Raw genomic sequence first — 23,383 nt, 5'->3', positions numbered from 1 at the left:
GCTCAACTGTTCCGCTGTGCGATTTCACGAGGGTCGAGAACCCGGCGGAGCCCATCTCCCAACACGTTGAAACTCAGCACGGTTACAAAGATCGCCAGGATCGGCAGTGCCAAGCCCCACGGTGCGTCAAACATGTCGATGCGCGCGTCCGCAATCATCTGGCCCCAAGCCGGAACATCGGACGGTACTCCCATAGCGACGAAGGAAAGGATGGCCTCAACCACGACCGAAATTCCCATTTGCAGGCTTAGCAGCGTGATGAGCATGGGAAGCGTGGCGGGAAAGATCTCCCGAAGGATGACGCGCGGATGAGAAAAGCCGACAAGGCGGGCGAAGGATACGTAGTCCTTCCCGCTGACAACCTGCACTTCGCTGCGCAGTACGCGGCAAAACCGGGTCCAGTCGACAAGGATGATCGCCAGGATGACCTTGTCCGTTCCAACGCCAAGGCTGATGATAAGCAGCATGGAGAGGACGACCGGCGGGAACGAGAGCCAGATCTCGACGACGCGGCTGATCAGCCAATCGACCCATCCCCCGAAATAGCCGGCCAGATGGGCGAAAACGGCACCAAGGATCATCGCCCCGAAGGATGCTGCCGTGGCAACGACCATGGCAGTGCGCGCGCCGTAGATAAGTCGCGAGAGCGTGTCACGGCCGAGGCTATCGGTTCCCAGCAGATGGTCAGCCGCACCGTCCGGCATCCAGAAGGGAGGGGCCAGCACATAGAGAAGGTCCTGGTCATTCGGATGGTAAGGTGCCAGCCACGGCGCGAAAATTCCGCAGAAGAGCACCAACAGGGCAATAGAGCCGCCCACCAGGATGTTAAGGTCGTACAGCCAGGGAGACTTGCCCATTACTTGCTCCTCAGCTTCGGATTCAGGAGATATGCCGCCGCATCCGCAAGAGAATTGAAAAGGAGCGTGGTGGCGCAATAGATCAGTGCAATCGCCATGATGACCGAAAGGTCCGCCGTCTGCATTGCCTTGACCATGAGATTTCCAAGACCAGGAAACGAGAAGATCATCTCGACCAGCAATGTGCCACCGAACAGACCACCGAACTGTGTTCCGACCAGGATCACCACCGGGAGGATCGCATTCTTCAAAGCCTGCCCGAACAGGATCTCGCGGTCGCTCAGGCCCCGCAGGCGGGCCTGCCGGATGTAGCTTTCCTGGTAGGTATTGAGAAGGCTGGAATGCAGCACCCTGATAATCGTCGGTGAAAAGGCAAGTCCCAGCGCGATGACTGGCAGCGCGAAATGATGCAGGACGCTTGCAAAGATGGAAAGATCGCCGGTGAGGAGTGAATCGATGAGCAGAAAGCCCGTATGCGTCGGCACCTGCATGCCGGGATCGAGTCGACCGTTGACCGGGAAAATCGGTATGAGCATGCCAAAAATGAGGATGAACAGGAGGGCGAGTAGAAAATCCGGCAGAGCCATAATGACCGACGTGATGACCATTCCGGCGGATTCAAAGATCGTGCCTCGGACCGAGAAGATCACGATGCCGCCGGCAACCCCGACGATGATCGCGAACATGAGCGCCGACAACGCAAGCTCGATCGTTGCGGGCAGGCGTTCAAGCACAATGGAGGAGGTCGGCATTCGGTATTGCGCCGAATCTCCAAGGTCGCCCACAATGGTACGCTGAAACCACAACGAGTATTGCTGCCATATGGGCTTGTTCAGCCCCATCTCTTCACGCTTTGCTTCCACCTGCGCGATCGTCGCTGAAGGGGGCAGCGACATCTGCGCGGGATCCACGGGCAGAATACGCAAAGTCACGAAAACCAGAATCGTAACGATCATGAAGACAGGGACGACTGAAATTAACCGCCGGCCCAGCACCCGAAAGATTGACTTGATCAAAACCACACCTCCAAGCCGTCAGCACCTCGGAACCCACACCATTTGTCAATTCCGAGGTTGGACTTTTACCCGACTATGCCGATGTGATACCGGCCGGTCGGATAAGTCCATTGGCTGAGGGCGTCAGCTTGATGTTCTTTGTATAGCCAATGGTCTGGATGGCCTGCAGTAACGGAATAATCGCTCCCTCGTTGACGAGAAACTTGTTGAGCACTTCATACCCCTTGATGCGCTTTTCATAGTTTGGCTCCTTGAGGAGCGACTTGACCATGGCTGTGATTTCCTTGGTTCTGTAGGTCGAAAAGGGCAGATCTTCATCAAACATGTTTCCGGCGAACAGTTCCGGATCACCGGTACCGTTCTCCCAGACGAAGAGGGATGCGTCCGGCAGTTTCCCCGCAGCGTTCAGATCATACCATTGCGCTTCCGTGATCACGGTCAAATTGGTCTTGATTCCGACTTTTTCCCACATCGTCACAATTGCGCGGGAAATGTCATAGTCGCCTGGAAACTGGCCATTCGTGGTGGCAAAGTTCAGGGTCAGTGGCCTGTTTTCGCCATAGCCCGATTCCGCCAGGAGCGCCTTGGCCTTTTCCGGATCGTAAGCGAAGTGGAAGTCAGGCGGAAAGCTCGGCATGCCTGGAATGGTCGGCACGTCGATCGTAACGGCATCGCCACCGAAGAACGCCTTGGACAACAGCTTCTTGTCAATCGCATGATGGGCCGCCAAGCGGACATTGCGATCGGCGAAGGTTCCGTCGGCACGCACGGTCACGTAGATGATACGGGCAATGGGGTTGGCAATTGCATTCAGGTTCTCGCTCTTCTGCAACCGCTTGACGTCGCGCACCGAAAGTTCCATGGCGATATCAACCGTTCCAGATTCCAGGGCGGCCAGGCGAGCGGTCGGATCAGGAATGATCTCGAACGTCAACTGCTTGATCGAGGGACGCTCACCCCAGTAGTCGTCGCGTCTGGCCAGAACAATACGGCTGTCGCGCTTGTACTCGACTAGCTTGTAAGGCCCGGAGCCCATGGGGGAAGTCTGCAGGCCCTGCGCTCCCACTCTTTCAGCATACGCCTTCGAGATGATGTAGCTGGCACTGAAGCCGAGCCATTGCGGCGCAGTGGGAAACGGCTTGGAGAAGCGCATGATGGCTTCCGTGGGAGAGATCACTTCAATGTCGGAGACCGCGCCGAAGCCGACGATCAAGTCGATCTTGTCACCATTTACAAAACGCTCGTGGAAGGTGTAGCGGAAGTCCGCCGCCGTCAGCGGGGTTCCGTCGGAGAACTTCACGTCGTCGCGCAGCTTCACCCGAAGGCTCATGGCATCATCAGCGAGAACCCATTCGGTGAACACACTAGGCACGAGCTTCAGTTCAGGTGTGTAGTCGATCGGCTGGTCAAAGACCGCCTTGAGGATCGACTGTGGGTCCGGCGCCTGCCGCTGATTGGGGTCCCATGTGACAGGATCGGTCATCCATGCGATCGAGATATTGTCGATTTCGCCCGCGAAGGCAAAGTCTGGACGAGCAAGCAATGCACAGCCGGCTGCACCGGCAAGTTTCATGAACAGGCGTCTGTCGAGATCATTCATGCGGAACCCCTTATTTGTTTATTCTGGTTCTTGGTGGCCGCCCGGACTGGCGGCTTGATGATGCCTGAAGATCGGTTCGTTCGCGATGGCGCTCGCCGCTGCAGAAAACCTCTCGTTGGGCCTCGCTATTTTATCTGTTGCTGAGACACTACGTTGCGGCTACCGTAGCGTCTATATCATTTCAGGCCGATATTTTTGCATTTCAGGCCATTTTGAGACTTTGACTGGCCTCTAATGACGATTTGCGAAAACAATAATTCCGCATTATTTTATATATAAAATAATTCTGCGCGCTGGAGGAGCAAATGACTAATATCAAGGCACGCGTTACCACCGTCTCCGCTCCACGCGGCAAGGCGACGGCAAGCGATGAGGCGACCGTAAGGCGTTTCTTCCTCGATCTGATCGTCAACGAGATGCCACCTGACAACCCGGAATGCCGTCGCGTCCTTGCCAAGTTCAAGGTCACCGCCGGCAAGGCGGTCAGCCCCTATTCGACTTACCCCCTGAAGTCCTTTGTCGCCTTTGCCGAAGAGGTTGCTCAAATCCTTGGCCGCCCCTATCTCGGGCTGGAACTCGGGCAAGGCTTTCGCATATGGGAAATTGGGCCTGTCTATCCGCTTTTAGCAACAGCCCCCACCTTGCGCGATGCACTCGATGTATTTTCGCGCTTTCAGGCCAGCTGGCAAAGTCACACCACGCTGGCAGTCACTCGGGAATTCGACGAAACCAGATACGGATATCTGATCGACAACCTGGAAATCTGGCCCCGCATTCAGGATTCGGAAAATGCCATCAGTGGGTTGTGCGCGCTAATCCGGCAAATGCTGTCGGATCGCTGGAGCCCGGCAGAGGTCACTTTCGAGCATGACGTATCGCAAAGAAGTGAAGTTCTCTCGCGGTTTTTTCGTTGCCCTATCAGAGGCAACGCGAGCTCGAACATGATTGTGGTCCGGGACGCTGACCTAGACAAGCCTCTGCATGCCTGGATCAACTCCAACGCGCCTGCAAGAGCGATCGTCGAGCGGCATTTGTTCGATTTGCTTCGCCCGCCGGAAGATCCCTTTCGTCCCCTCCCCGAAAGACTGGCACAGTTGATCGACCAGCGCCTCGGTCGGGAGAGCGTTGATCTGGAGTCTCTTGCCGAGAAATTGGGACTGGCCCCACGGACTCTTCGCCGTCAGCTCAGCACATTCGGAACGAGCTTCAGCGAGGTCCTCAACCAGGAGCGCCGAAAAAAGGGAGAGATGTTGCTCAGTACAGGAACAATCAAGCTTAGCCAGCTTGCGACCCACCTCGGCTATGCAAACCAGTCAGCGTTCTCGAGAGCCTTTCGTGACTGGGCGGGTGAGCCGCCGAGTGCCGCATTGCGACGTGCACGTCGTCCCGAGGCTGCGTCCGAGCCGGCGGACAATGAAACCGAGGAGTAGAGCGAAGGGCATGCGAAGCGGCGGCAGCATAGCCGCTTCGCATGCAAGATACTCTAGCCGGCGAATCGACCTGACAGCAAAGCGCCGAAGCCCGGAATGCGAGGCTCGAGGCCGAGTTTGGTCAGCATCTGATAGGTCGTTGCCACGGAGGCAGACAGAACCGGAATACCGCATTCATCCTCGACCTTCTGGATCGCCGACAAGGACGGCATCTGGACACAGGCAGAGAGGACGAGCGCATCAATGTTCTGCAGGTCAAGCCGTTTGTAGATCTCCAGCAGATTTGCCGGGTCCTGCGCGGCCACCTCGAGATTGTCGGGGATTTCGAGGGCCACGAAGTCTGCAACCTCGACGCCTTCCTCCTCGATATAATCCGCAACCAATTTGGTCAGCGGCTTCATATAGGGCGCCACAATCGAGATCCGTTTTGCGCCCATGACATGGAGACTGTCGACGAGAGCACCGGCGGAGCTGACAACGGGAGCGGGGTGGCCATTGTCAACCGTTACTTGGTGCAGACGCTCCTGGCTTTCCCGATGGTAGCCTTTGCCCATTGCCATGATGGCGACAAGGCAGGCATAGCCCATGACATCTACATCCGCATCGGAAAGCTCAAGCGCGCAACGATCACTGTCGCGGTCCATCGCCTTCAGCTCCTCAGAGGTAACTTTCTTCATGCGCATCCGCGAGGAATGGAAGGAGAAGGTCTCAGGCAAATGCACTTCACGAGTGCGTAGCATTGCCGGAATTTCCCGTTCCATCGTGAGGTTCGACGAGGGAACGATCTGGCCGATCTTGTAGGATTTGCTCATAGTCATTCTCCGATCTTCACGACTGGATTGCGCAGCACGCCGATCCCATCGACGCCGCATTCGATCACATCACCCGGCCACATCCATTCCTGCGGATCACGCCCCGCGCCAACGCCAGCCGGCGTGCCGGTGGCGATGATGTCGCCCGGCTCCAGCGAAATGCCAGACGAGATATCGGCAATGAGCGCCGGGATGTTGAAGAGCAGGTGCTTTGTGTTGGAGCGCTGCTTTTCCTCGCCGTTTTTCTTGAGCCAGAGGGTGAGATTATGCGGATCCGGTATCTCGTCGGCCGTGACGATGGCCGGGCCGAAGGGGCAATAGCTGTCTTGTCCCTTGGAGAAGATCCACTGACCCGCGCGGCGGTTGTCGCGGGCCGACACGTCGTTGATGACCGAATAGCCGAAGACGTGGCTCATTGCGTCTTCCACACGAATGCGTGTTGCCCGCTTGCCGATGATGACGGCAAGTTCGACTTCCCAGTCGAGCTGCTGCGTCATCGCCGCATTGTGCTGGATCGGCTCGCCATCCGCGATAATTGAAGTCGGCGGCTTGGAAAAGACCACCGGTTTTGTCGGCAGATCCTTGGACGTGTCGAGCGTGCGGGCGGATTCCGCGACATGCTCGACATAATTCAGCCCGATGCCGAAGATGTTCTTGCGCGGACGCGGGATGGGCGCCAGCATCCGGGCGTTTTCGACAGGCACGGCAATTCCCGGCGCGCGTTTGCCGTCGGTTTCCTTCAGCGCCCGGTCAAGGGCCGCCAACGCGTCCGGCCCCTGGTCGATGAGGTCGAGCATGGTTGCGGGAAAGCGCGTTCCGGTCGTCGCGCCGAGCTTTTCGACATCAATGACAAGGCCGCCATGTACGATGCCGAGGCGTCCTTCGGATGCCGCCGTCAGACGATATGTGACAAGTCTCATGAGTATTATCTCGATCAGTTGGACGAAAGAATCTGGTGACCGTCGTTGTCGACCAAGGCCTGCTCGGCATAGAAGCCAAGCTTGCGCATGGTCGGCAGGTCGTTGAAAGAAAACAGGCATGCGTCGTCGCCGACCTGCGTGTTGCAGTGCTCGTGCCACATCCAGGTCGGGACGCAGAAGATGTCCTTTTCCTTCCAGTCAAAGCGCTGGCCGTTGATGATGGAATAGCCTTCGCCCTTCGCGACCTGGTAGATGATGTTGCCGGTATGCCTGTGAGCCTTCGTGTGCTCGTTCGGCCGCAGCAACTGCATGTTGGCGCCCATCGTCAGCATCGGGTCATCGCCGGTGACAGGGTTCACGTAGCGCATGATCACGCCGTCATAGGGTGAGCCGTCGGTGACCTTGGAATACTTGACGAGCGCTTCGTAGGTCGGTTGCCAAGCGAACTTGAGAAGCGGCGAATAGGGTTTGTCCCACTTGTCGAGTTCCGGCCGCAGGCCGGGGCTGCCATAGGTGAGCGGGCTGTCGTTCAACGGCAGCGTCACAGTCTGGTAGTCGTCCGGATGCACAGCGTAGAAATTGGCCTCCAGCGCATTGGTAAGCGGAATGTCGAGACCGTCCTGCCACATGCAGATCTCGCCGTCTTGGGCGATGCCGTGCTCGTGCCAGGTACCGTTCGGCGTGATGACGAAGTCGCGGCCCTCCAGTTCGACCTTGTGGCCGTCGACGATCGTGTAGGCGCCCTTGCCTTCCATGATGAAGCGAAGTGCGGAGGCCGCATGCTTGTGCGCACCGGCGCGCTCGCCAGGCTTCATGACCTGGATGCCGGAAAAGAGCCAACCGCAGGCGGCGCTCACGTCGCGCCGCTTGGGATTGCGCAGATAAACGACCCGGCGTCCTGCATCTTCCGGACGGACGAGATCGATGGCACGCAATACCTGGCTGCGGAGATCCGCATTCTTCCAGAGGATCGGGGCCGAACTCGGCGTCGGCTGCCATGGCTCGATCGAGTTTGCCACCGTCCAAAGGGCGCCGGTGTCCAGTTCGGCCAGGTCATCGTAATAGGCCTCAAGCTCGGCATTGTCACGGACGCGGGCACGACCGAGAATGTCATCATTTTGTGCTGTATTGGGCATGGTCACTTCCTTTCGTGGATTAGAGGTGCAGCGTTTCGGATGCAGGCTGTTGTTGAGGCGGCTCGGAGCCTTCCGCAGCCTCGCCCCGGGAGCGCAATGCGACGGGCGGCAGAGGGGTCTGGTTCACATGAAGCTGGAACACGTCGAAGCGATTGTAGTGACCGACGATGTCGTGCATCTGCTTGGGTTGGATGCATCGCCTCAGGTCGATTTCGGCATAGACGATGCCCTCGTCGTCGATCAGGGGATCTCCCAACACCCGCCCGTCCGGGCCGATGATGCCGGAGAAGGCACTGGACTTGCGCTCCAGCAGAGCCCGTGCATCCGGCCTGACCTTCTCCATCTCCCTGATGATCTGCTCGGAAATCGTAGACGTTGAGACAATGGTGAAGACCTTGCCCTCGAAGCTGTGAGATTGCCCGCGCAGCTTGATCGCTTCAGCCATATCGTAGTCGGGAGGCGCCACAGGAAGTGAAATGTAGCTCGCGGCGTGGATCAATTCTCCTTGCGCCAGAAGCGTGAAGCGTGCCAGCGTGTTGGTGTTCTCACCGCATGCAAGGCCGCCAAGAGGACCGATCTCTGTGTCGTAAACCTTGAGACTGGAGCCGTCGCCGCCGGCCCAGGTCAGCTTCTCGGCCCAGGTGGGCACGAGCTTGCGATGCTTGCCGATGATTTTTCCGTTGGGGCCGATGAAGACCAGTGTGTTGTAGAGCGTGCCAAGAGAGACCGCGCTCCGCTCGTTGACGCCGATCACGACATACGCGTTGGTGGCTGCGGCCGCAGCGCAGACGATCTCTATCTCGGGACCGGGCAGAAAGACGGAGGCGCGAACAAGTCGCTCGAACCAAGTGCTTCCTGTCAGCGGATCGGTAATCCAGCTCCAGTAGGGATAGGCCGGAATGAAGACTTCCGGAAAGACGACGAGTCGCGCTCCGTTACCGGCAGCCTCGGCGACGAGGCTGGCCGCCTTTTGTGCCGTCCTTTCCGCATCCAGAAAAACTGGGCTGGCTTGCACCGCGGCTGCCGTGAAAATCGGAAAATCCTTGTCGGGTAGCATGAGGCCTCCAGTCCACGCGTTTTGATGTGGCTTGCGCTGAATGGGAGGCGACGCTCCACATCCGCCACAAACCTCGGCGCCGGCGCTTAAAACCACCAGAGCCGTCCACCTCCGTTCGCCGGCCGATCGAAGCTTTTTATTCTGCCGCGTTGTCCGACTTGAATTAGTTTACATATAAAGTTATGCAATGCCATATATTTTTTTGGAGGCGATCATGGCTGAACGTTCTTTTGCCAAGGAAGTGGAACATTTACGGCTCGGCGACGGCGATATCTTTCGTGGGGAGGGCATTCTTGCCATCACGAAGGCATTGTTGCAGTCGGGTGTATCCTATGTCGGCGGCTATCAGGGCTCGCCCATCTCGCATCTCATGGACGTCCTCGCGGACGCGAATGACATTCTCGATGAGTTGGGGGTGAACTTTCAGAGTTCTGCCAACGAAGCGACGGCTGCGGCAATGCTCTCGGCCTCAGTCATGTATCCGCTGCGGGGGGCTGTCGCCTGGAAATCAACAGTCGGTACCAATGTGGCATCGGATGCGCTCGCAAACCTTGCATCAGGCGGCGTCACAGGCGGAACGATGGTGATCATCGGCGAAGATTACGGCGAAGGCTCGTCCATCATGCAGGAGCGAACGCATGCCTTCGCAATGAAATCTCAGATGTGGCTCCTTGATCCACGTCCGGAACATGCCTGTATCGTCAATCTGATCGAGAAGGGATTTGAACTATCGGAAGCTTCGAACACGCCCGTGATGCTGCAGGTGCGTGTTCGCTCATGCCACATGACGGGCAGTTTCGTTGCAAAGGACAACAAGCGGCCCGAATTCACCATCGCCGATGCGCTCAACAACCCAAAGCGTGACCTGAGCCGGATTGTGCTGCCGCCTGCCGCCTATGAGCATGAGCAGGAAAAGATCAGGCATCGCATGCCCTCAGCGATCGAATTCATTCGCGCTAACAAACTGAACGAGTTCTTCGGTGAACGGACGGGCAAGACCGGGATCATCACGCAAGGCGGCATGTATAACAGCCTCATCCGGGCGCTCCAGTTCCTCGGCCTCAGCGACGCCTATGGCAAGACACGGATTCCGATCTACGTGATGAATGTCGGCTATCCGACCATCACAACGGAAGTGGAGGAATTCTGTGATGGGCTGGATGCGGTTCTCGTGGTTGAGGAAGGCCAGCCGAATTATATCGAGCAGTCGATCACGACCGTCCTGGCGCGCAGTTCCGCCGCCGCAAAGGTCCGTGGCAAGGACTATCTTCCGATCGGTGGCGACTACACCGCCGCAGTCCTGACGGCCGGTGTCGAGAAATTCCTCAGTGATTTCGACCCGCAACAGTTGGGCAACCGGCCACCAAAGCCCGTCGCGGAACCCATTCTGACCCAGCCGGCGATTGCAAGGCTGAAGGACGTCGTTCCCGCACGTCCGCCGGGACTTTGCACAGGCTGTCCCGAGCGGCCGATCTTTGCGGCCATGAAGCTCGTCGATGAGGAACTGGGCACACATCATGTGTCGGCCGATATCGGTTGCCACCTGTTTTCGATCCTGCCGCCTTTCAACATCGGCGCCACCACGATGGGCTTCGGTCTGGGAGCGGCCTCGGCCTCGGCCTTCAACGTCAAGGGCGCAAAGCGGTCCATCGCGATCATGGGCGACGGCGGCTTCTGGCACAACGGATTGACCAGCGGCATCGGCAACGCGGTCTTCAACAAGCACGATGGTGTTTTCCTGATCGTCGACAATTTCTATTCGTCGGCAACAGGCGGGCAGGACATTTTGTCCTCCCGCGCTTTCAACAAGCGTCGGAAGACGAAGAATTCCATTGTCGATGCCGTGCGCGGCATTGGTGCAACCTGGGTGCGTCAGATCGACCGAACCTATGATGTTCCGAAGATGAAGGCGCTTCTGAAGGAAGCCCTGACGACAACCGAAGAGGGGCCGAAGATCATTGTCGCCTCTTCGGAATGCATGCTGAACAAGCAGCGCCGGGAAAAGCCGAAAGTGACCAAGGCCATCAAGGGCGGCGCGCGCACTGTGACGGCGCGTTTCGGCGTAGATGAAGAGGTCTGCACCGGCGACCATGCCTGCATACGGCTTTCCGGCTGTCCGTCGCTGTCCATCAAGCAGCTGGACGATCCCCTGCGCGACGATCCAGTCGCTTCGATCGACAATACCTGCGTGGCCTGTGGAAATTGCGGAGAGGTGGCCGATGCGGCTGTTCTCTGCCCTTCATTCTATCAGGCCGATGTCATCCACAATCCAACGCGCTGGGACAGGCTGAAAGAGAGACTGACCGCGCCCGTTATCCGTTTCCTGCAAAGGCGGCAGGACCGCTTGGCCATCAGTTTCGAGGTTTGAGATGTTGAAAGATGATACCGTCAAGCTCGACCTGAAGCCCGTGGGTCCGGCGACCGAGCGGCCGATATCGATTGCAATCGTCGCGATGGGCGGCCAGGGCGGCGGCGTCCTGACCGACTGGGTGGTCGCACTTGGCGAAGAGCATGGTTGGGTCGCGCAATCGACCTCCGTGCCCGGGGTCGCCCAGCGCACGGGCGCGACCATCTATTATGTCGAGATGATGCAGATGGGAGAGGATGGTCGCTATCCGATCCTGGCCCAGATGCCGACACCCGGCGATGTCGATGTGGTCATCGCGTCAGAATATATGGAAGCGGGCCGCTCCATTCTTCGCGGCATCGTCACCCCGGATCGAACCACGCTGATCGCCTCTAACCACCGCGCCCTTGCGATCACCGAGAAAATGGCGCCGGGAGAAAGTGTCGCCGACAGCGGCGCCGTGACGGATGCTGTCCATGTCGCCGCCCACCACGAAATCATCTTCGACATGAATGCGGTCGCGGTGGAAAATGGGAGCGTGATTTCTGCCGCGCTCTTCGGCGCGCTCGCCGCCTCCGGCGCCCTGCCCTTCGCACGCGAGACCTACCACAAGGTCATTCGCTTCGGCGGGAAAGGCGTTGAGGCAAGTATCGCCACATTCGACGCCGCGTTCGATCGGGCGCTGCAACCTAAACTCAAGCCGGCGAGACCGGCGACAGGTTCGGCAACCGATATAGTCTTGCCCGAGCATTTGCAGAATCCGCGCGCCAATGCGCTCCTGCAGCAGATACGGACCTCGCTCGCGCCACCGGCACACGCAATGACATTTCTGGGCCTGAAGAAGGTCGTGGATTTCCAGGACATCAGGTACGGCAGCGAATATATCGACCTTCTGATTGATCTCCACCAGCGGGATATCGTCGCCGGAGGAGAAGGACAAAATTTTGCTTTCACGGTCCAGGCCGCCAAGTATCTGGCCAACGCTATGGTCTATGACGACATGATCCGCGTCGCTCGCTCGAAGATCCGCTCGGCACGCCGCGAGCGGATCAGGAAAGAACTCGGTGTAGATGCCGAAAAGATAATCCAAACGACCGAATACATGCATCCGCGCATGGAGGAGTTCGTCTCTGCGCTGCCGGTTGGTCTGGCACGGTGGATTTCGCGCCACCAGAAGCTTTACGCATGGGCAGACCGGCGCATCAACAAGGGACGAAAGGTGAAAACCTATTCGCTGCGGTGGTTTTCAATACTCTACCTGCTCGGCAGCCTGCGGTTCACCCGTCGAATGTCGCTACGCTATCAGGCGGAGATGCGCCATCGCGATGATTGGCTCGCGGCGGCCTCGCGCACTCTCACATCAAACTATGCGCTGGCCGTGGAGATCCTCAAGTTCCGGCGGCTAATCAAAGGCTACTCCGACACGCACGAAAGAAGCCTTTCCAAATTCGACAAAGTTATGCGATCGACATTGCAGATTGCGGATCGCGAAGATGCGGCAATGTGGGCAGGGCTCCTTCTCACCAGCGCCGTCAAGGATTCATCTCATGAATCGCTGGACGGCGTCGTCAAGACCATTGAAACGATCCGCTGAAGAGTTTGAAAGCCATGAACATCATCACAACCAGCACGGCGGCACAAAAGCCCGAGCCGATTACACGGGCAGACGTTCCCCCGCATCTGTGGTCCGCGAAATTTGTCTTTCGGCATGGACAATGCGACCCGGCCGGCATTGTCTACACGCCGAAATTCTTCGATGTTTTCAACCAGGCCATCGAAGCATGGTTCTGCGAGTGCCTCGGCATCGACTATTACGATATCCTTGGCCCCCGCAGGACTGGGCTCGGTTATGGCATGGCTGCATCGACCTTCTTCTCCCCTTGCATGATGGGCGATGAAATCGAGGTTTTCGTCACAGTGAAGCGGATTGGAGCCAAGTCCTATACGCTCGTCCTTCATGCGCTCAAGGGCGATAAGGAGGCCTTGAGAGGAGAGTTCGTCACCGTCGTGACATCGCTTGCCACACACCAGTCCATCGAGATCCCGGACGACATTCGCGAGGCGCTCATTGTTTACTCGCACACCGCCAGAGAGTAGATGTGACCTTCAGCGAAAGCCAGACACAGAGAACAATCGGTGCGGACTGACAACAAAATCAACGGGCAGCCGAACGATGCCGGCAGCGAAGGCAAAGTGGAGCGACATGTTGTTGAGACCAGGCTCTGGCTTCAGATTCTGAATGTTCACCGGGTTATCTATACCGACCTCAACACAGCGTTGGCGGATCAATTTGGCCTTTCAGTGCCAAAATTCGATGTGCTTTCGCACCTTTATCGTTATCCGGATGGCCTTGCGCTGGGCGAGCTGTCGAGAAAGCTGAGGGTCAGCAACGGGAATGTCTCAGGCCTCATTGCGCGCCTCGGCAAGGATGGTCTTCTTGGAAAGGAAAATGCGCAAACCGATAGGCGGTCGTTTCGCGCTTACCTGACCGAGCACGGTCGCGCGACCTTCGAGGCAGCGCTTGCAGTGCATAGAGAGGTCGTCTCCCGCGCCATGGCTTCTCAAAGTTCGGCTCAGATCGACATGTTGACTGAAGGGCTAAGGTCGCTTTCCACAGGGAGCGGCCGGGACAAGCAATCTGGTGATATAGCCGATGACATCAAAGACTGATCAGCCGGAGAGACCGGCTCCGATTTTCCCTTTCAATGACAAGGATCAGATGGAGAATTATCTCCCGTATCAGCTGAACCGGCTGGCGCGGGAATGGTCAACCATTCAAGGTCAGGTCTTGCAGGCGCATGGCTGGACGGAACCCATGCTGAGGATCATGTCATCGCTGCATGCTCACGGGCAAATGACGGTCAATGAAGTGGCAGCCCTGTCCTTGATAGAGCAGTCCGGCGCAAGCCGAGTGATCGAAACACTGGTCAATGCCGGTCACGTCGTTCGAAAAATCTCTGACAAGGACCAGCGGGTTCGCACTGTCGCCCTGACGAGCCGCGGCAGGAAGAAGCTTCAGGAGATCGCCCCCGCGATCAACGGCATCTATTCGCAATTTGTCTCTCAGCTGCAGCCGGATGAGTTGCGGGCATGTGTCTGCGGCCTCCAAAAGCTTCACACCCGGATTGCGTCGAACGAAGCGGCGGGGGAGGACCGCGTTGCCTGATCCGGCGGAGACTGGTCCTTAAGCACCTCGCCTCGTGTCAGCCGGTGAAACGATCAAGACTATAGGGAGACGGATCGAGGATCGGCGTGCTGGCGGTCACAAGATCTGCCGCGAGCTGGCCGGCCGCCGGCGACGTGCCGAATCCGTGCCCAGAAAATCCTGAAGCGAGGGTCAACCCAGGGATCTTCATCACCGGCGAAATCACCGGCATGGAATCGGGAGTCACGTCGATCATGCCGGCCCAGCTCTGCCGGACGACGGCCCCCTTGAAGACAGGCCAGGCGGCTTCGAGATTGTGCTGTGCTTCGGCATTGAGCGCCGGATTGACGGGAGGATCCATGATGCGCGCGTTCTCGAAAGGAGAACGGTCGGATGCGGTCCAGCGGCGGCCCAGCGACAGGTCCCGGACAAGATCCCTGCCGACGGAAATTCGTACATTTTTCCACTGTGCGATCAGGGTCGGCAGATATTTATGGCCTATCAGTAGATGGTCCAGCGTCAGCGGCGCAAACAGTGCCCCTCTCTGGGTGATCGTGTAGCCGCCGTCGAGCCGCTTGCGGAAGGAGAAATCGGGACCGCCCACCGCGATATCTGTTGGGCCGTCCATAGGCGCGGTTCGGAAAACGGAGGCGACCAGAGGCAGCGTCGGCAGCGCAACACCCAGATTGCCGAGAAAGCGGCGCGACCACAGACCGCCAGCCAACAATACCTGTTCGCAGCGAATTTCGCCGCGTTCCGTGACGACGCCAGCAACCCGGCCGGCTGCCATCGAGAGCGTCCGAACGGCGCATTGCTCGACAATGACGGCGCCTCTTGCAATGGCGGCGGACGCGATGGCGCTGGAGGCGAGTGTCGGTTCGGCCCTGCCGTCGGATGCGGTATAGATGCCACCCACCCATGTCCCTCTGCCACCGGGAGCCAGCCGGGCGATCTCGGCGGGGCTCAAAAGCTGAGAATCCAGCGACAGCCCCTCCACTGACTTGATCCATCGCTCATGCCCGGCCATTTCGTCATCTGTGCGCGCAACATACATGATGCCAGCCTGGCGATAACCGACATCGGTGCCTGTTCGCTTTGGCATCTCCGCCCAAAGCGCGTCGGATGCCAGCGCCAGTGGAACATCGACCTTGTCGCGCGACGTCTTTCTGATCCAGCCAAGATTGCGCGACGACTGTTCTGCGGCGATGCGGCCCTTCTCAAGCACGACAACGGGAACCCCTCGTTCGGCGAGTGTAAGGGCTGCTGTGAGGCCAACTATGCCGCCACCGATCACGACAACCGTCGTCTGTTCGGGAAGATCCGGAGAGGTTTGAACGGGAACGATGACGGGGGCCAAGGCAGTCTTCCTCAATCACGATGGGATTTGGCGTAAGACCTCAGTCTGGCGACCAAGGCCGTGCTCGCGCGGTCTCAACCGGCCAGGGAGATCACCATTTCCGTAACCTTGGCCTTCGACGCACCGCGATAGGCGGTGACTTCGATCTCCACCTTGTATTCGGTGGACCCAAGGGGTGGGCAGGTCATCGTCAGTGTCGGGTTGATGCCATGCATCCTCTCGGCATAAGCCGCCATGATCGTCTCGATATGTTCCGGAAACTGGACGAAAACCCGCGCGGCCACCACGTCCTCAAGGCTTGCCCCAACCGCTGCTAAGGCGCCTTCAATGTTGGAAAGAGCCTGAAGCGTCTGTTCTGCAAGATCATCGGGTATCAACTTCGTGCGGGGATTACGGCCTGCGGTGTTGGACACGAAGATGAGATTGTCGACCGCAACGAGGCGAGAATAGCTGCCGCGTTCCTCAAAACTTGAGCCGGTTTTGACTTTGATGACATCGGTCATGGTTTCCGGTGTGCTTTCTGCAACAGTTTGATGGGATGGAGGAAGAGCGCGCTTTGCGCAGGGGGTCCATCAGCGTAGCGTCGGTGTATCCCAGAGGTTCAGCTTGACGCCGATCCCCTTCTCCAGAGCATTACGATAGACGACCGTGCCCCAGGCGACATCCTCCACCGGCATGCCTCCCACCGACATGATGATGATCTCTTCATGGTTATTGCGGCCGGGGGCCTCGCCGGCAACGATCTTGCCCAGGTCTTCGAGCTGATCCGGAGACATCTTTCCTTCGGAGATGAGATCCATGAACTTGATACCGACCGCAGGGATCGAGTTATGCACCGGCTTGGGATTTTCCTCATACCAGGCCTCGTAGAGTCCCGTATTGTCGAGAACCTTGCGGATCTCAGGCGCGTGCATGCCCTCATCGACATTGCAGAGTGCCGGCATGGCAAGGAAGGTACCCGGATTGATCCATTCCCTGACAATCAAGGGATAGGTCGACGGGTCGCCGGTGGCGCCGGAACTGCAAAAGGTTACGATGTCGGAATTGCGCACCACCTCTTCGACACTGTCGACGACCGAAACATTGGTGATCTGGGGGAATGTATCGCCAAGCCATTTAAGGAATGCATTGAGGTTCTTCTGGCCGCGACCCTTAACCTTCACTGTGTCGATCTGCGGGCAAACTGCCATGAAGGCGGAAAGGGAGGTTTTCGCCATGACGCCTGGGCCGAGAATGCCGACGACACGGGAATCCTTGCGAGCCAGGTGTCGAGCGCCAACGCCTGGGACCGCGCCGGTCCGATAGGCCGAAAGCAGATTGGCCGACATGAAGGCCAGTGGCGCGCCAGTATCGGCGTCATTGAGCACGAACATCAGGATGGAGCGCGGCAGCCCCTTGTCGCGGTTCGCGATATTCGAGCCGTACCACTTCATGCCGGCTGTCCGGAAGCTGCCGCCCAGATAGGCCGGCATTGCCATGAACCGACGGTCCGGCGTGGCTTTGGGCATGTCTGGAAAGGGTGAATTTTCAGGGAAAATGATCACCGAGCCATGCGAATTGTTGTTGGCGCCCGCCATGCGATAGTCGCCGTGATGAAGCAGGCCGAACATCTCTTCCATGGTATCGACGCATGCCGCCATATCGGCAACTCCGGCTCGGATCATGTCCGGTTCGGAAAGATAGATGAAGTCGATCCGCGTCGAGATCTTGGGCCCGTCCGTTGGGAGGTCGCAGTTGTCCTGAAGCATGGAAGTTACTCTGCTGATTTCCGATGCCTGGAAGCTGTCATGGATGGAGAAAGCAAGGAATGTCGGAAGTGGCCGATAATTTTGCATATCAGGCCACGCTTCAGGTTCCGACAGACGTGTTTCGTGGTCGTCAGCCCGTCGGGTTGATGGCCTCAATCCACCAGTCCCGCCGATCAGGTTGCGCTGACGGCGCATATCGTCGGGCAGCAGGCTGTCCATGCTTCGTGCTTCAATTGAAACACGTCGACTGACAAATCCCCGCCCTTCGTCAGATCTCTGCCTATCGGCAGGCGCGTCGCCCTGCATCAATATGCCAATGCGTTCAGCCCTGTCGAATGGCGCGATGGCCCATCCAGATGATTATGGTGCTCAGCCTTTTCCTATGGTCAAACCGCGAGCGGCCTGCCCCCAGCACCAGCAGTTAACATATCGTCTCAAAACTGAGGCCGGCGCCGTGACCACGCCACGCGCCGGCTACCTGCATGGACTCTCGAATGGTCTAGCCGGGAGGGACAAATACCGGTGCTCGGCATCGACGCCGATGAGTTCAAGCCTGCGGGCGGCGGCGTAGCCTCAGTGGCTCTCGACGAATTCGGCCATGCGCCTGACGAGGAAAAATCCAACGGTTGCGCCGGCATCCTGCAATCCCACAGTCTTTTCCTGGAACGCTGCAGCCTTGCCGTGCTGGGCCACCATCGACTTTGTCGCCTCCAGTGCTTCTTCTGCAGCCTTGGCAGCCGAAGAAAGCGCGACAGGAACACTGTCACCCGTTTCCGCCGCAGCTTCGAGCGCCCTGGTGAGCGGATCAAGCACATCAAGCAGCGTCTTGTCTCCGACCTTGGCCTTGCCTCGTTCGGCAATCCCATCGGTATAGGCCCGCCAGAACAGAGCAAGAGCAGCTGTATCCAGAGCATCCAGTCCTTCGACTGCCTTACTCGCCCTCAGGAAACCTGTCGCCGTGAGCGTTCCCATCGTCGAAGGCGCAGTCCGCGCCATCGTGGCACCGGCGGTACGCAAAAGTTTAGACAGCCCGACATCCCGGCCTTCAGCGGCAACCGCTTCGGCAGCTGCGGCAAAAGATTTGGCCATCGTGATTCCGAGATCGCTATCACCGACCTTACCGTCAAGAGCGATCAGAAATTCGCGTTGCTCGGCAAAGAGTTGCTGCCAGCTTTGAAACAGGGCGATCAGGTGGCCCGCATCCAGTTTTGCAAGGCTCATGGCATTATCCCGTAACATGCTTGAAGAATGGCGTGTTGGCTGGAGCGGCCATCAGGCGGTCGAGTTCTGCATCCAGATGCAGGATCGAGACAGAGGCGCCCGCCATTTCCATCGAGGTGGCGAACTCGCCGATCCAGACATGCTTGGCCGTGATGCCGCGCGAGTCGAGGAGCTGGCGGACCCGACGAAACAGGATATAGAGTTCCTCAAGCGGTGTACCACCGAGCCCGTTCACGAGGACGGCGACGTCGTCACCCGATTTATAGTCGGTTTCATTGAAGATACGGTCCATCATCTCATCGACGACCGCGTCTGCCGGAGCGAGTTTCTTGCGGCTGATACCGGGTTCGCCATGGATACCCATGCCGATTTCCATTTCGTCCTCGCCGATGGAAAAGGTGGCGTGACCGATTTCCGGCACGACGCAACTTGAAAGTGCGACCCCCATGGTCCGGCTTTTCAGTCGTGCCTTGTCGGCAATCCTCGATACCTCGTCGAGCGACAGACCTTCCGCCGCCGCTGCACCTGCCGCCTTGTAGATGAAGAAGATACCTGCAACGCCACGGCGCTTGTGTTCCTCTCCGACGACTGAGGAGGCGACGTCGTCATTTCCAACGACCTGCTTAACGGCGATGCCATCAAGATCTGCAAGTTCGGCGGCCATGTCGAAGTTGATGATGTCGCCGGAATAGTTGCCGTAGATGTAGAGGACCCCTGCGCCCTGATCGACGGCCTTCGTCACCTGGTACATCTGCTCTGCGCTGGGGGACTGGAAGACACCACCAACGGCTGCTCCGTCGAGCATGCCGTCGCCTACAAAACCGAGGAACGTCGGCAGATGGCCCGAGCCTCCACCGGTGGTCAGTCCGACCTTGCCCGCCTTCGGTTTTGCCGTGACGAGGCAGCGCAGGTCGCCATTCGCGTAAGTGACCATAGGATGTGCCGCGTAAATGCCCTCGAGCATTTCGTCGACGAAGTCGACCGGATCGTTGAGAAATTTCTTCACTTTATCCTCCACTGTTACTTTTTGCGCTGTCGCGTGACGAAGAAGGCAGCTGCGAGCAGGATGAAACTGCCGACGACCAGTCGCTGCCAGGTGCTCGGGATCCCGACCAGCACCAGAACGCTGTTGATGACGACGATCAGCAAGACGCCGAGAACCGTGCCGAGAACCGTGCCGGTTCCACCTGTGATCCGGGCTCCACCGAGAACGACGGCCGCAATCACGTTGATTTCCGTTCCAACAAGATCAAATGGATTCGCCTGACGGTTGGCGCAGACATGAATGACACCTGCAAGACCTGCCAATGCTCCCGCATAACCGAAAAGGAACAGGTGTACCGTGCGCAGGCTGTAGCCCAGACGCTCGGCGATGCTGGCATTGCCACCCACGGCAAAGATAGCCCGCCCCATCAGGGTCCGGTTCAGGATCCACCAGGTGAGAATGGCGGCTGCGGGAAGCACGACGAAGTAGAAAGGCAAGGTAATCAAAGCGCCATTGGCGGATTCGAACTGCAGCAGCGGCATCCGCCCGAACGCCCCCATTTGTGGTGGCAACGACATGATCCACACGGTGCCGATGAAGGAGAGCAAAAAACCCCGAAACAGATACTGAGTGCCGATCGTCACGATCAGCGAGGGCACCCGCAGATGGTGAACAAGGAGCCCGTTGATGATGCCGAGAAAAACACCGCCTGCCATCGCGATCAGGATGATCACCAAGATCGGCAACCCGGGCAGATGGGTTTGCACCAAAAGGGTCACCGAATACATCGTGAAGGCGGCAATGGCAGTGAACGAGACATCGATGCCTCCCGCCGCCAGAATGACGAAGACGCCGAGTGCAAAAAGTCCCATCACGACGCTTGAGCGACCGATATCGATCAGTGTCGAAGGCTGCAGAAATGCCGGATTGGCGATCGAGACCGCAACACAAATGGTCACGAGCAGAGCGAAGGTAATCGTCTCGGGGCGCCGGCGTATCAGAGAACCCAATCCATAAGTTCTTTCGGGCGTCGAAGAAGGGGCCGCCTCGGCTTTAATTGCATTCATTATTCGGCCCCCTTTGCACTGCCCAACATTGCCCGGTAGAGGTCGTCCTCAGACGCTTTCTCCGCATCGAATTCCGAGACGATCTGGCCACCGTTCATGACGATGATCCTGTCGGCGTTCTGCAGGAGTTCCGGCAGATCATCACTGACGATAATCAACCCCATGCCCGAGGCGGAAAGAGATTGGATGACCCGATAAATGGTATCCTTCGAACCGACATCGACTCCAACCGTCGGGCCGTGCAGGATCAAAAGCCTGGGGCGGATGCTGAGCCAGCGTCCAATCAGAACGCGTTGCTGGTTGCCGCCAGAGAGCGAGCCGACAGGAAGGTCAATATTCTTTGTATTGAGGCGCATTTGAGCAGACAGGTCGTCGGCGAGGGCCCTTGCCCGATCGCGGTCAATGACACCGATGGCATTGGTCAGATCCCGGACGGTCAGGGCGATCTCGTTGTCGAGAATGGACTTGTCTAGAAACAGTCCCTCGGCGAGGCGATCCTCCGGGACATATCCGATACCGTACTGGATGGCGTCAGAGGGTGAGTTCAGCCTGATCTCTTTCCCGTCGATCAGCATCTTGCCCCGCCCGGTCGGCATGACACCTGCAAGTGCCATGGCAAGCTCGTTGCGACCGGAATCCGCAAGACCGGTGATACCGAGAATTTCGCCGCTTCGCACGGCGAGTGAAACATCTTCGACATTGTCGGTCTGCAAATGGTCGATTTCGAAGAAGACTTGACCGCCCGGACGTGCCTCGCGATACCGAGTTGCAGTAATCTGCCTTCCGGTCATCAATTCTGCCAGATCGCCCTTGGTAAAGTCGGCGATCGGGCCTTGGGCCACACACTGCCCATCACGGAAAACGATGGCGTTTCCACCGATCCGGTAGCACTCTTCGAGCTTATGGGTGACGAAAAGCACGGTCACACCTTCGGCACGCAGGCGCTCGACCACTACAATCAGATTGTCGACTTCACGTCTCGTCAGGGACGTCGTAGGCTCGTCCATGATCACGAGCTTTGCCCGCGTTGCGATGGCTCGAGCGATCGCCACCAGTTGGCGGGTTGCAAGCGGCAGGTCAGAAACGATCTCCTGCAGGAAGCCTCGGTCGGTGGGCAGGCCGACGGCAGCAAGCGCACGTGCCGCCGTTTCATGCATCTGGCTACGCCTGAAGATACGCGCAAGCCGCCCGCCCGCAGACACGAGCTGCTCCGTCAGCGCGACATTTTCGGCGACCGTCATATTGGGCAGGAGCGAAAGATCCTGGTAGACTGTCTCGATACCAGCCGAAAGCGACTGAATGGGGGTAAGCGCTGGAAAGCTCTTGCCTTCCAAAATGATCTCACCCGCAGACGGTGGATGGGCACCTGACATGATCTTGATAACAGTGCTTTTGCCGCAACCGTTTTCACCCAGAAGGTGATAGACCTGACCGCGAGCAAGCGTCAGGTTGATGCCCCGAAGCGCGTGCACACCGCCAAACCACTTCTGGATATTGTTCAATCGCAGCAGCTCTGCCGGCTGCTCAATATTGGTCTGCATTGCTATCACGGGCACACGATCCTCATTTTTTCCGCAGACGTGTTCATGCTGCGGTGGCGTGACCGGAAGATCTTCCCTCCGGTCACGGGGCTGATCGGGAGGATCAGAACAGGAAGTCCTTGTAGGTAGCCTTGTCGGCGAGAACCATGCCGTTACCGACCACCAGCAAGCCCTTGCCGGCGCCCTGCTTCACGGTCACCTTTTCATAGCCGGGCACACCGAGATCCATGCCATCGGTGAGCTCCTTCTTTTCGAGCAGGAGCTTGGCAATCGTGTTCATTGCCATTCCAGCTTTCTGGGGATCCCAGAAGCCGATTGCGGTGATTGCTCCGGATTCAAGAAGATCGGCCGAAGGGTTCGGAAGACCCGTGCCAACCAGGCAGACTTTGCCGCTCAGACCTGCTTCATCGATGGCCCGGCCAACGCCGAGGACGTCATTGCCGGCGGAAGTCTGGAAACCCTTGATGTCAGGATGCTTGCGCAGGATTTCCTTGGCCTTTTCATAGGTCCCATTTGCATCGTCGAAGGACTCGTTGTTCGCATCGACAAGCTCCATGCCGGGATACTTCTTGGCATTTTCTTCGCCGGCCCCGACCCACTGCATGTGCGTACGGCTGCCGAGCGACCCAACAAATGTCGTCCACTTACCTTCCTTGCCCATGCACTCCGCAAGGCGCTCGTTCAACGCGGCACCATAATCAGCGTTATCGAATGCTTCGACATTGGCGTTTGTATTGATCTGGTTGTCGGCCTCGTGGGTGACAACGATGATGCCACGTTCCATGGCCCGCTGCAGCGTGCCTTCGAGCACGGCCGGATCCATCGGAACGACCGCGAGCGCATTCACGCCCTTGGCCACCAGATCGTTGACGATCTGCAGCTGCTGGGCAGAGTCGGCAGTCGCCGGACCGCTCTGGCTTGCGACTACATCCGGATTGGCCTCCTGGAAGGCAACCACACCGGTGTTCATGCGGTCGAACCACGGGATACCGCTGATCTTGACCACTGTCGCGATCACAGGCTTGTCCTGCGCGACCAGCACTCCGACCGAGCCTCCAAGCGCGACGGCTGCAAGTGCGGTGCCGAGCATCATTTTCCTGGCAAACGAGTTCATGCTTTCCTCCACAAGTTTTCCCTCGATTTG

At 58.3% G+C, this 23,383-nt stretch carries 21 protein-coding genes; 6 read left to right on the top strand and 15 right to left on the bottom strand.

Features of this window, described 5'->3' with window-relative positions; translation table 11 throughout:
- Positions 1-2: 2 nt before the first annotated feature.
- From DFO46_RS20470 to DFO46_RS20460, 3 genes are all read right to left on the bottom strand, one after another.
- The gene (locus tag DFO46_RS20470) at positions 3-857 is read right to left on the bottom strand and encodes an ABC transporter permease (RefSeq protein ID WP_120278849.1); all 855 of its coding nucleotides are present in this window, start codon (positions 855-857) and stop codon (positions 3-5) included.
- Entirely contained in the window at positions 857-1,873 is a 1,017-nt protein-coding gene (locus DFO46_RS20465; RefSeq protein WP_110792797.1) for an ABC transporter permease, read from the bottom strand. The genes DFO46_RS20470 and DFO46_RS20465 overlap by 1 nt, the downstream gene beginning before the upstream one ends.
- Before the next feature lie 73 nt (positions 1,874-1,946).
- Entirely contained in the window at positions 1,947-3,473 is a 1,527-nt protein-coding gene (locus DFO46_RS20460) for an ABC transporter substrate-binding protein (RefSeq protein WP_120278848.1), read from the bottom strand.
- Positions 3,474-3,778: 305 nt separating this feature from the next.
- Here DFO46_RS20460 and DFO46_RS20455 point away from each other — a divergent pair, with 305 nt between their 5' ends.
- Positions 3,779-4,903, top strand: coding sequence for an AraC family transcriptional regulator (locus tag DFO46_RS20455; protein WP_120278847.1), 1,125 nt, complete (start codon positions 3,779-3,781; stop codon positions 4,901-4,903).
- A gap of 53 nt (positions 4,904-4,956) precedes the next feature.
- Here the strand turns inward: DFO46_RS20455 and DFO46_RS20450 are convergent, their stop codons facing one another.
- From DFO46_RS20450 to DFO46_RS20435, 4 genes are read right to left on the bottom strand one after another with little or no spacing between them, the layout of a single operon-like run.
- Entirely contained in the window at positions 4,957-5,715 is a 759-nt protein-coding gene (locus tag DFO46_RS20450; protein WP_120278846.1) for an Asp/Glu racemase, read from the bottom strand.
- A gap of 2 nt (positions 5,716-5,717) precedes the next feature.
- Positions 5,718-6,635 carry a fumarylacetoacetate hydrolase family protein gene (locus DFO46_RS20445; RefSeq protein WP_120278845.1) on the bottom strand — a complete coding sequence of 306 codons (918 nt, stop codon included), beginning with the start codon at positions 6,633-6,635 and terminating at the stop codon, positions 5,718-5,720.
- 14 nt (positions 6,636-6,649) lie between these two features.
- Positions 6,650-7,771, bottom strand: a complete 1,122-nt coding sequence (locus DFO46_RS20440) for a cupin domain-containing protein (protein WP_120278844.1) — start codon at positions 7,769-7,771, stop codon at positions 6,650-6,652.
- A gap of 19 nt (positions 7,772-7,790) precedes the next feature.
- Positions 7,791-8,924 carry a carbon-nitrogen hydrolase family protein gene (locus tag DFO46_RS20435; protein ID WP_245422666.1) on the bottom strand — a complete coding sequence of 378 codons (1,134 nt, stop codon included), beginning with the start codon at positions 8,922-8,924 and terminating at the stop codon, positions 7,791-7,793.
- A gap of 118 nt (positions 8,925-9,042) precedes the next feature.
- On the opposite strand from DFO46_RS20435, the gene DFO46_RS20430 reads away from it, so the two are divergent.
- From DFO46_RS20430 to DFO46_RS20410, 5 genes are read left to right on the top strand one after another with little or no spacing between them, the layout of a single operon-like run.
- Positions 9,043-11,196: an indolepyruvate ferredoxin oxidoreductase subunit alpha gene (locus DFO46_RS20430; protein WP_120278842.1), complete on the top strand. Its 2,154-nt coding sequence runs from the start codon at positions 9,043-9,045 to the stop codon at positions 11,194-11,196.
- Position 11,197: 1 nt separating this feature from the next.
- The gene (locus tag DFO46_RS20425; protein WP_210210648.1) at positions 11,198-12,769 is read left to right on the top strand and encodes an indolepyruvate oxidoreductase subunit beta family protein; all 1,572 of its coding nucleotides are present in this window, start codon (positions 11,198-11,200) and stop codon (positions 12,767-12,769) included.
- Between the two features lie 14 nt (positions 12,770-12,783).
- Positions 12,784-13,272 carry a thioesterase family protein gene (locus DFO46_RS20420; RefSeq protein ID WP_110792789.1) on the top strand — a complete coding sequence of 163 codons (489 nt, stop codon included), beginning with the start codon at positions 12,784-12,786 and terminating at the stop codon, positions 13,270-13,272.
- 39 nt (positions 13,273-13,311) lie between these two features.
- Positions 13,312-13,845 (top strand): MarR family transcriptional regulator, encoded by a 534-nt coding sequence (locus DFO46_RS20415; RefSeq protein ID WP_120278841.1) that lies wholly within the window; start codon positions 13,312-13,314, stop codon positions 13,843-13,845.
- A gap of 49 nt (positions 13,846-13,894) precedes the next feature.
- A complete protein-coding gene (locus tag DFO46_RS20410; protein ID WP_165826288.1) occupies positions 13,895-14,341 on the top strand; it encodes a MarR family transcriptional regulator in 447 nt (148 codons plus the stop codon).
- Between the two features lie 37 nt (positions 14,342-14,378).
- Here the strand turns inward: DFO46_RS20410 and DFO46_RS20405 are convergent, their stop codons facing one another.
- From DFO46_RS20405 to DFO46_RS20370, 8 genes are all read right to left on the bottom strand, one after another.
- Positions 14,379-15,677, bottom strand: a complete 1,299-nt coding sequence (locus DFO46_RS20405; protein WP_120278839.1) for an FAD-binding oxidoreductase — start codon at positions 15,675-15,677, stop codon at positions 14,379-14,381.
- Positions 15,678-15,751: 74 nt separating this feature from the next.
- Positions 15,752-16,180 (bottom strand): RidA family protein, encoded by a 429-nt coding sequence (locus DFO46_RS20400; RefSeq protein ID WP_120278838.1) that lies wholly within the window; start codon positions 16,178-16,180, stop codon positions 15,752-15,754.
- 69 nt (positions 16,181-16,249) lie between these two features.
- Positions 16,250-17,425: a tyramine oxidase subunit B gene (locus DFO46_RS20395; RefSeq protein WP_120278837.1), complete on the bottom strand. Its 1,176-nt coding sequence runs from the start codon at positions 17,423-17,425 to the stop codon at positions 16,250-16,252.
- A gap of 573 nt (positions 17,426-17,998) precedes the next feature.
- Entirely contained in the window at positions 17,999-18,646 is a 648-nt protein-coding gene (locus DFO46_RS20390; protein WP_120278836.1) for a DAK2 domain-containing protein, read from the bottom strand.
- Positions 18,647-18,650: 4 nt separating this feature from the next.
- Complete coding sequence (locus DFO46_RS20385) at positions 18,651-19,652, bottom strand: dihydroxyacetone kinase subunit DhaK (protein ID WP_120278835.1); 1,002 nt, start codon at positions 19,650-19,652, stop codon at positions 18,651-18,653.
- Positions 19,653-19,666: 14 nt separating this feature from the next.
- Positions 19,667-20,698 (bottom strand): ABC transporter permease, encoded by a 1,032-nt coding sequence (locus DFO46_RS20380; protein WP_120278834.1) that lies wholly within the window; start codon positions 20,696-20,698, stop codon positions 19,667-19,669.
- On the bottom strand, positions 20,698-22,239 hold the full coding sequence (locus DFO46_RS20375) for a sugar ABC transporter ATP-binding protein (protein ID WP_120278833.1): 1,542 nt from the start codon (positions 22,237-22,239) through the stop codon (positions 20,698-20,700). The genes DFO46_RS20380 and DFO46_RS20375 overlap by 1 nt, the downstream gene beginning before the upstream one ends.
- A 103-nt stretch (positions 22,240-22,342) precedes the next feature.
- The gene (locus tag DFO46_RS20370) at positions 22,343-23,353 is read right to left on the bottom strand and encodes a substrate-binding domain-containing protein (RefSeq protein WP_110792779.1); all 1,011 of its coding nucleotides are present in this window, start codon (positions 23,351-23,353) and stop codon (positions 22,343-22,345) included.
- Positions 23,354-23,383 lie beyond the last annotated feature (30 nt).

The organism is Rhizobium sp. AG855, from assembly GCF_003610655.1.
Classification (GTDB): Bacteria; Pseudomonadota; Alphaproteobacteria; order Rhizobiales; family Rhizobiaceae; genus Allorhizobium; species Allorhizobium wuzhouense.
The sequence above is the reverse complement of the archived record's forward strand: the minus strand, read 5'-3'. Positions and strand labels throughout refer to the sequence as shown.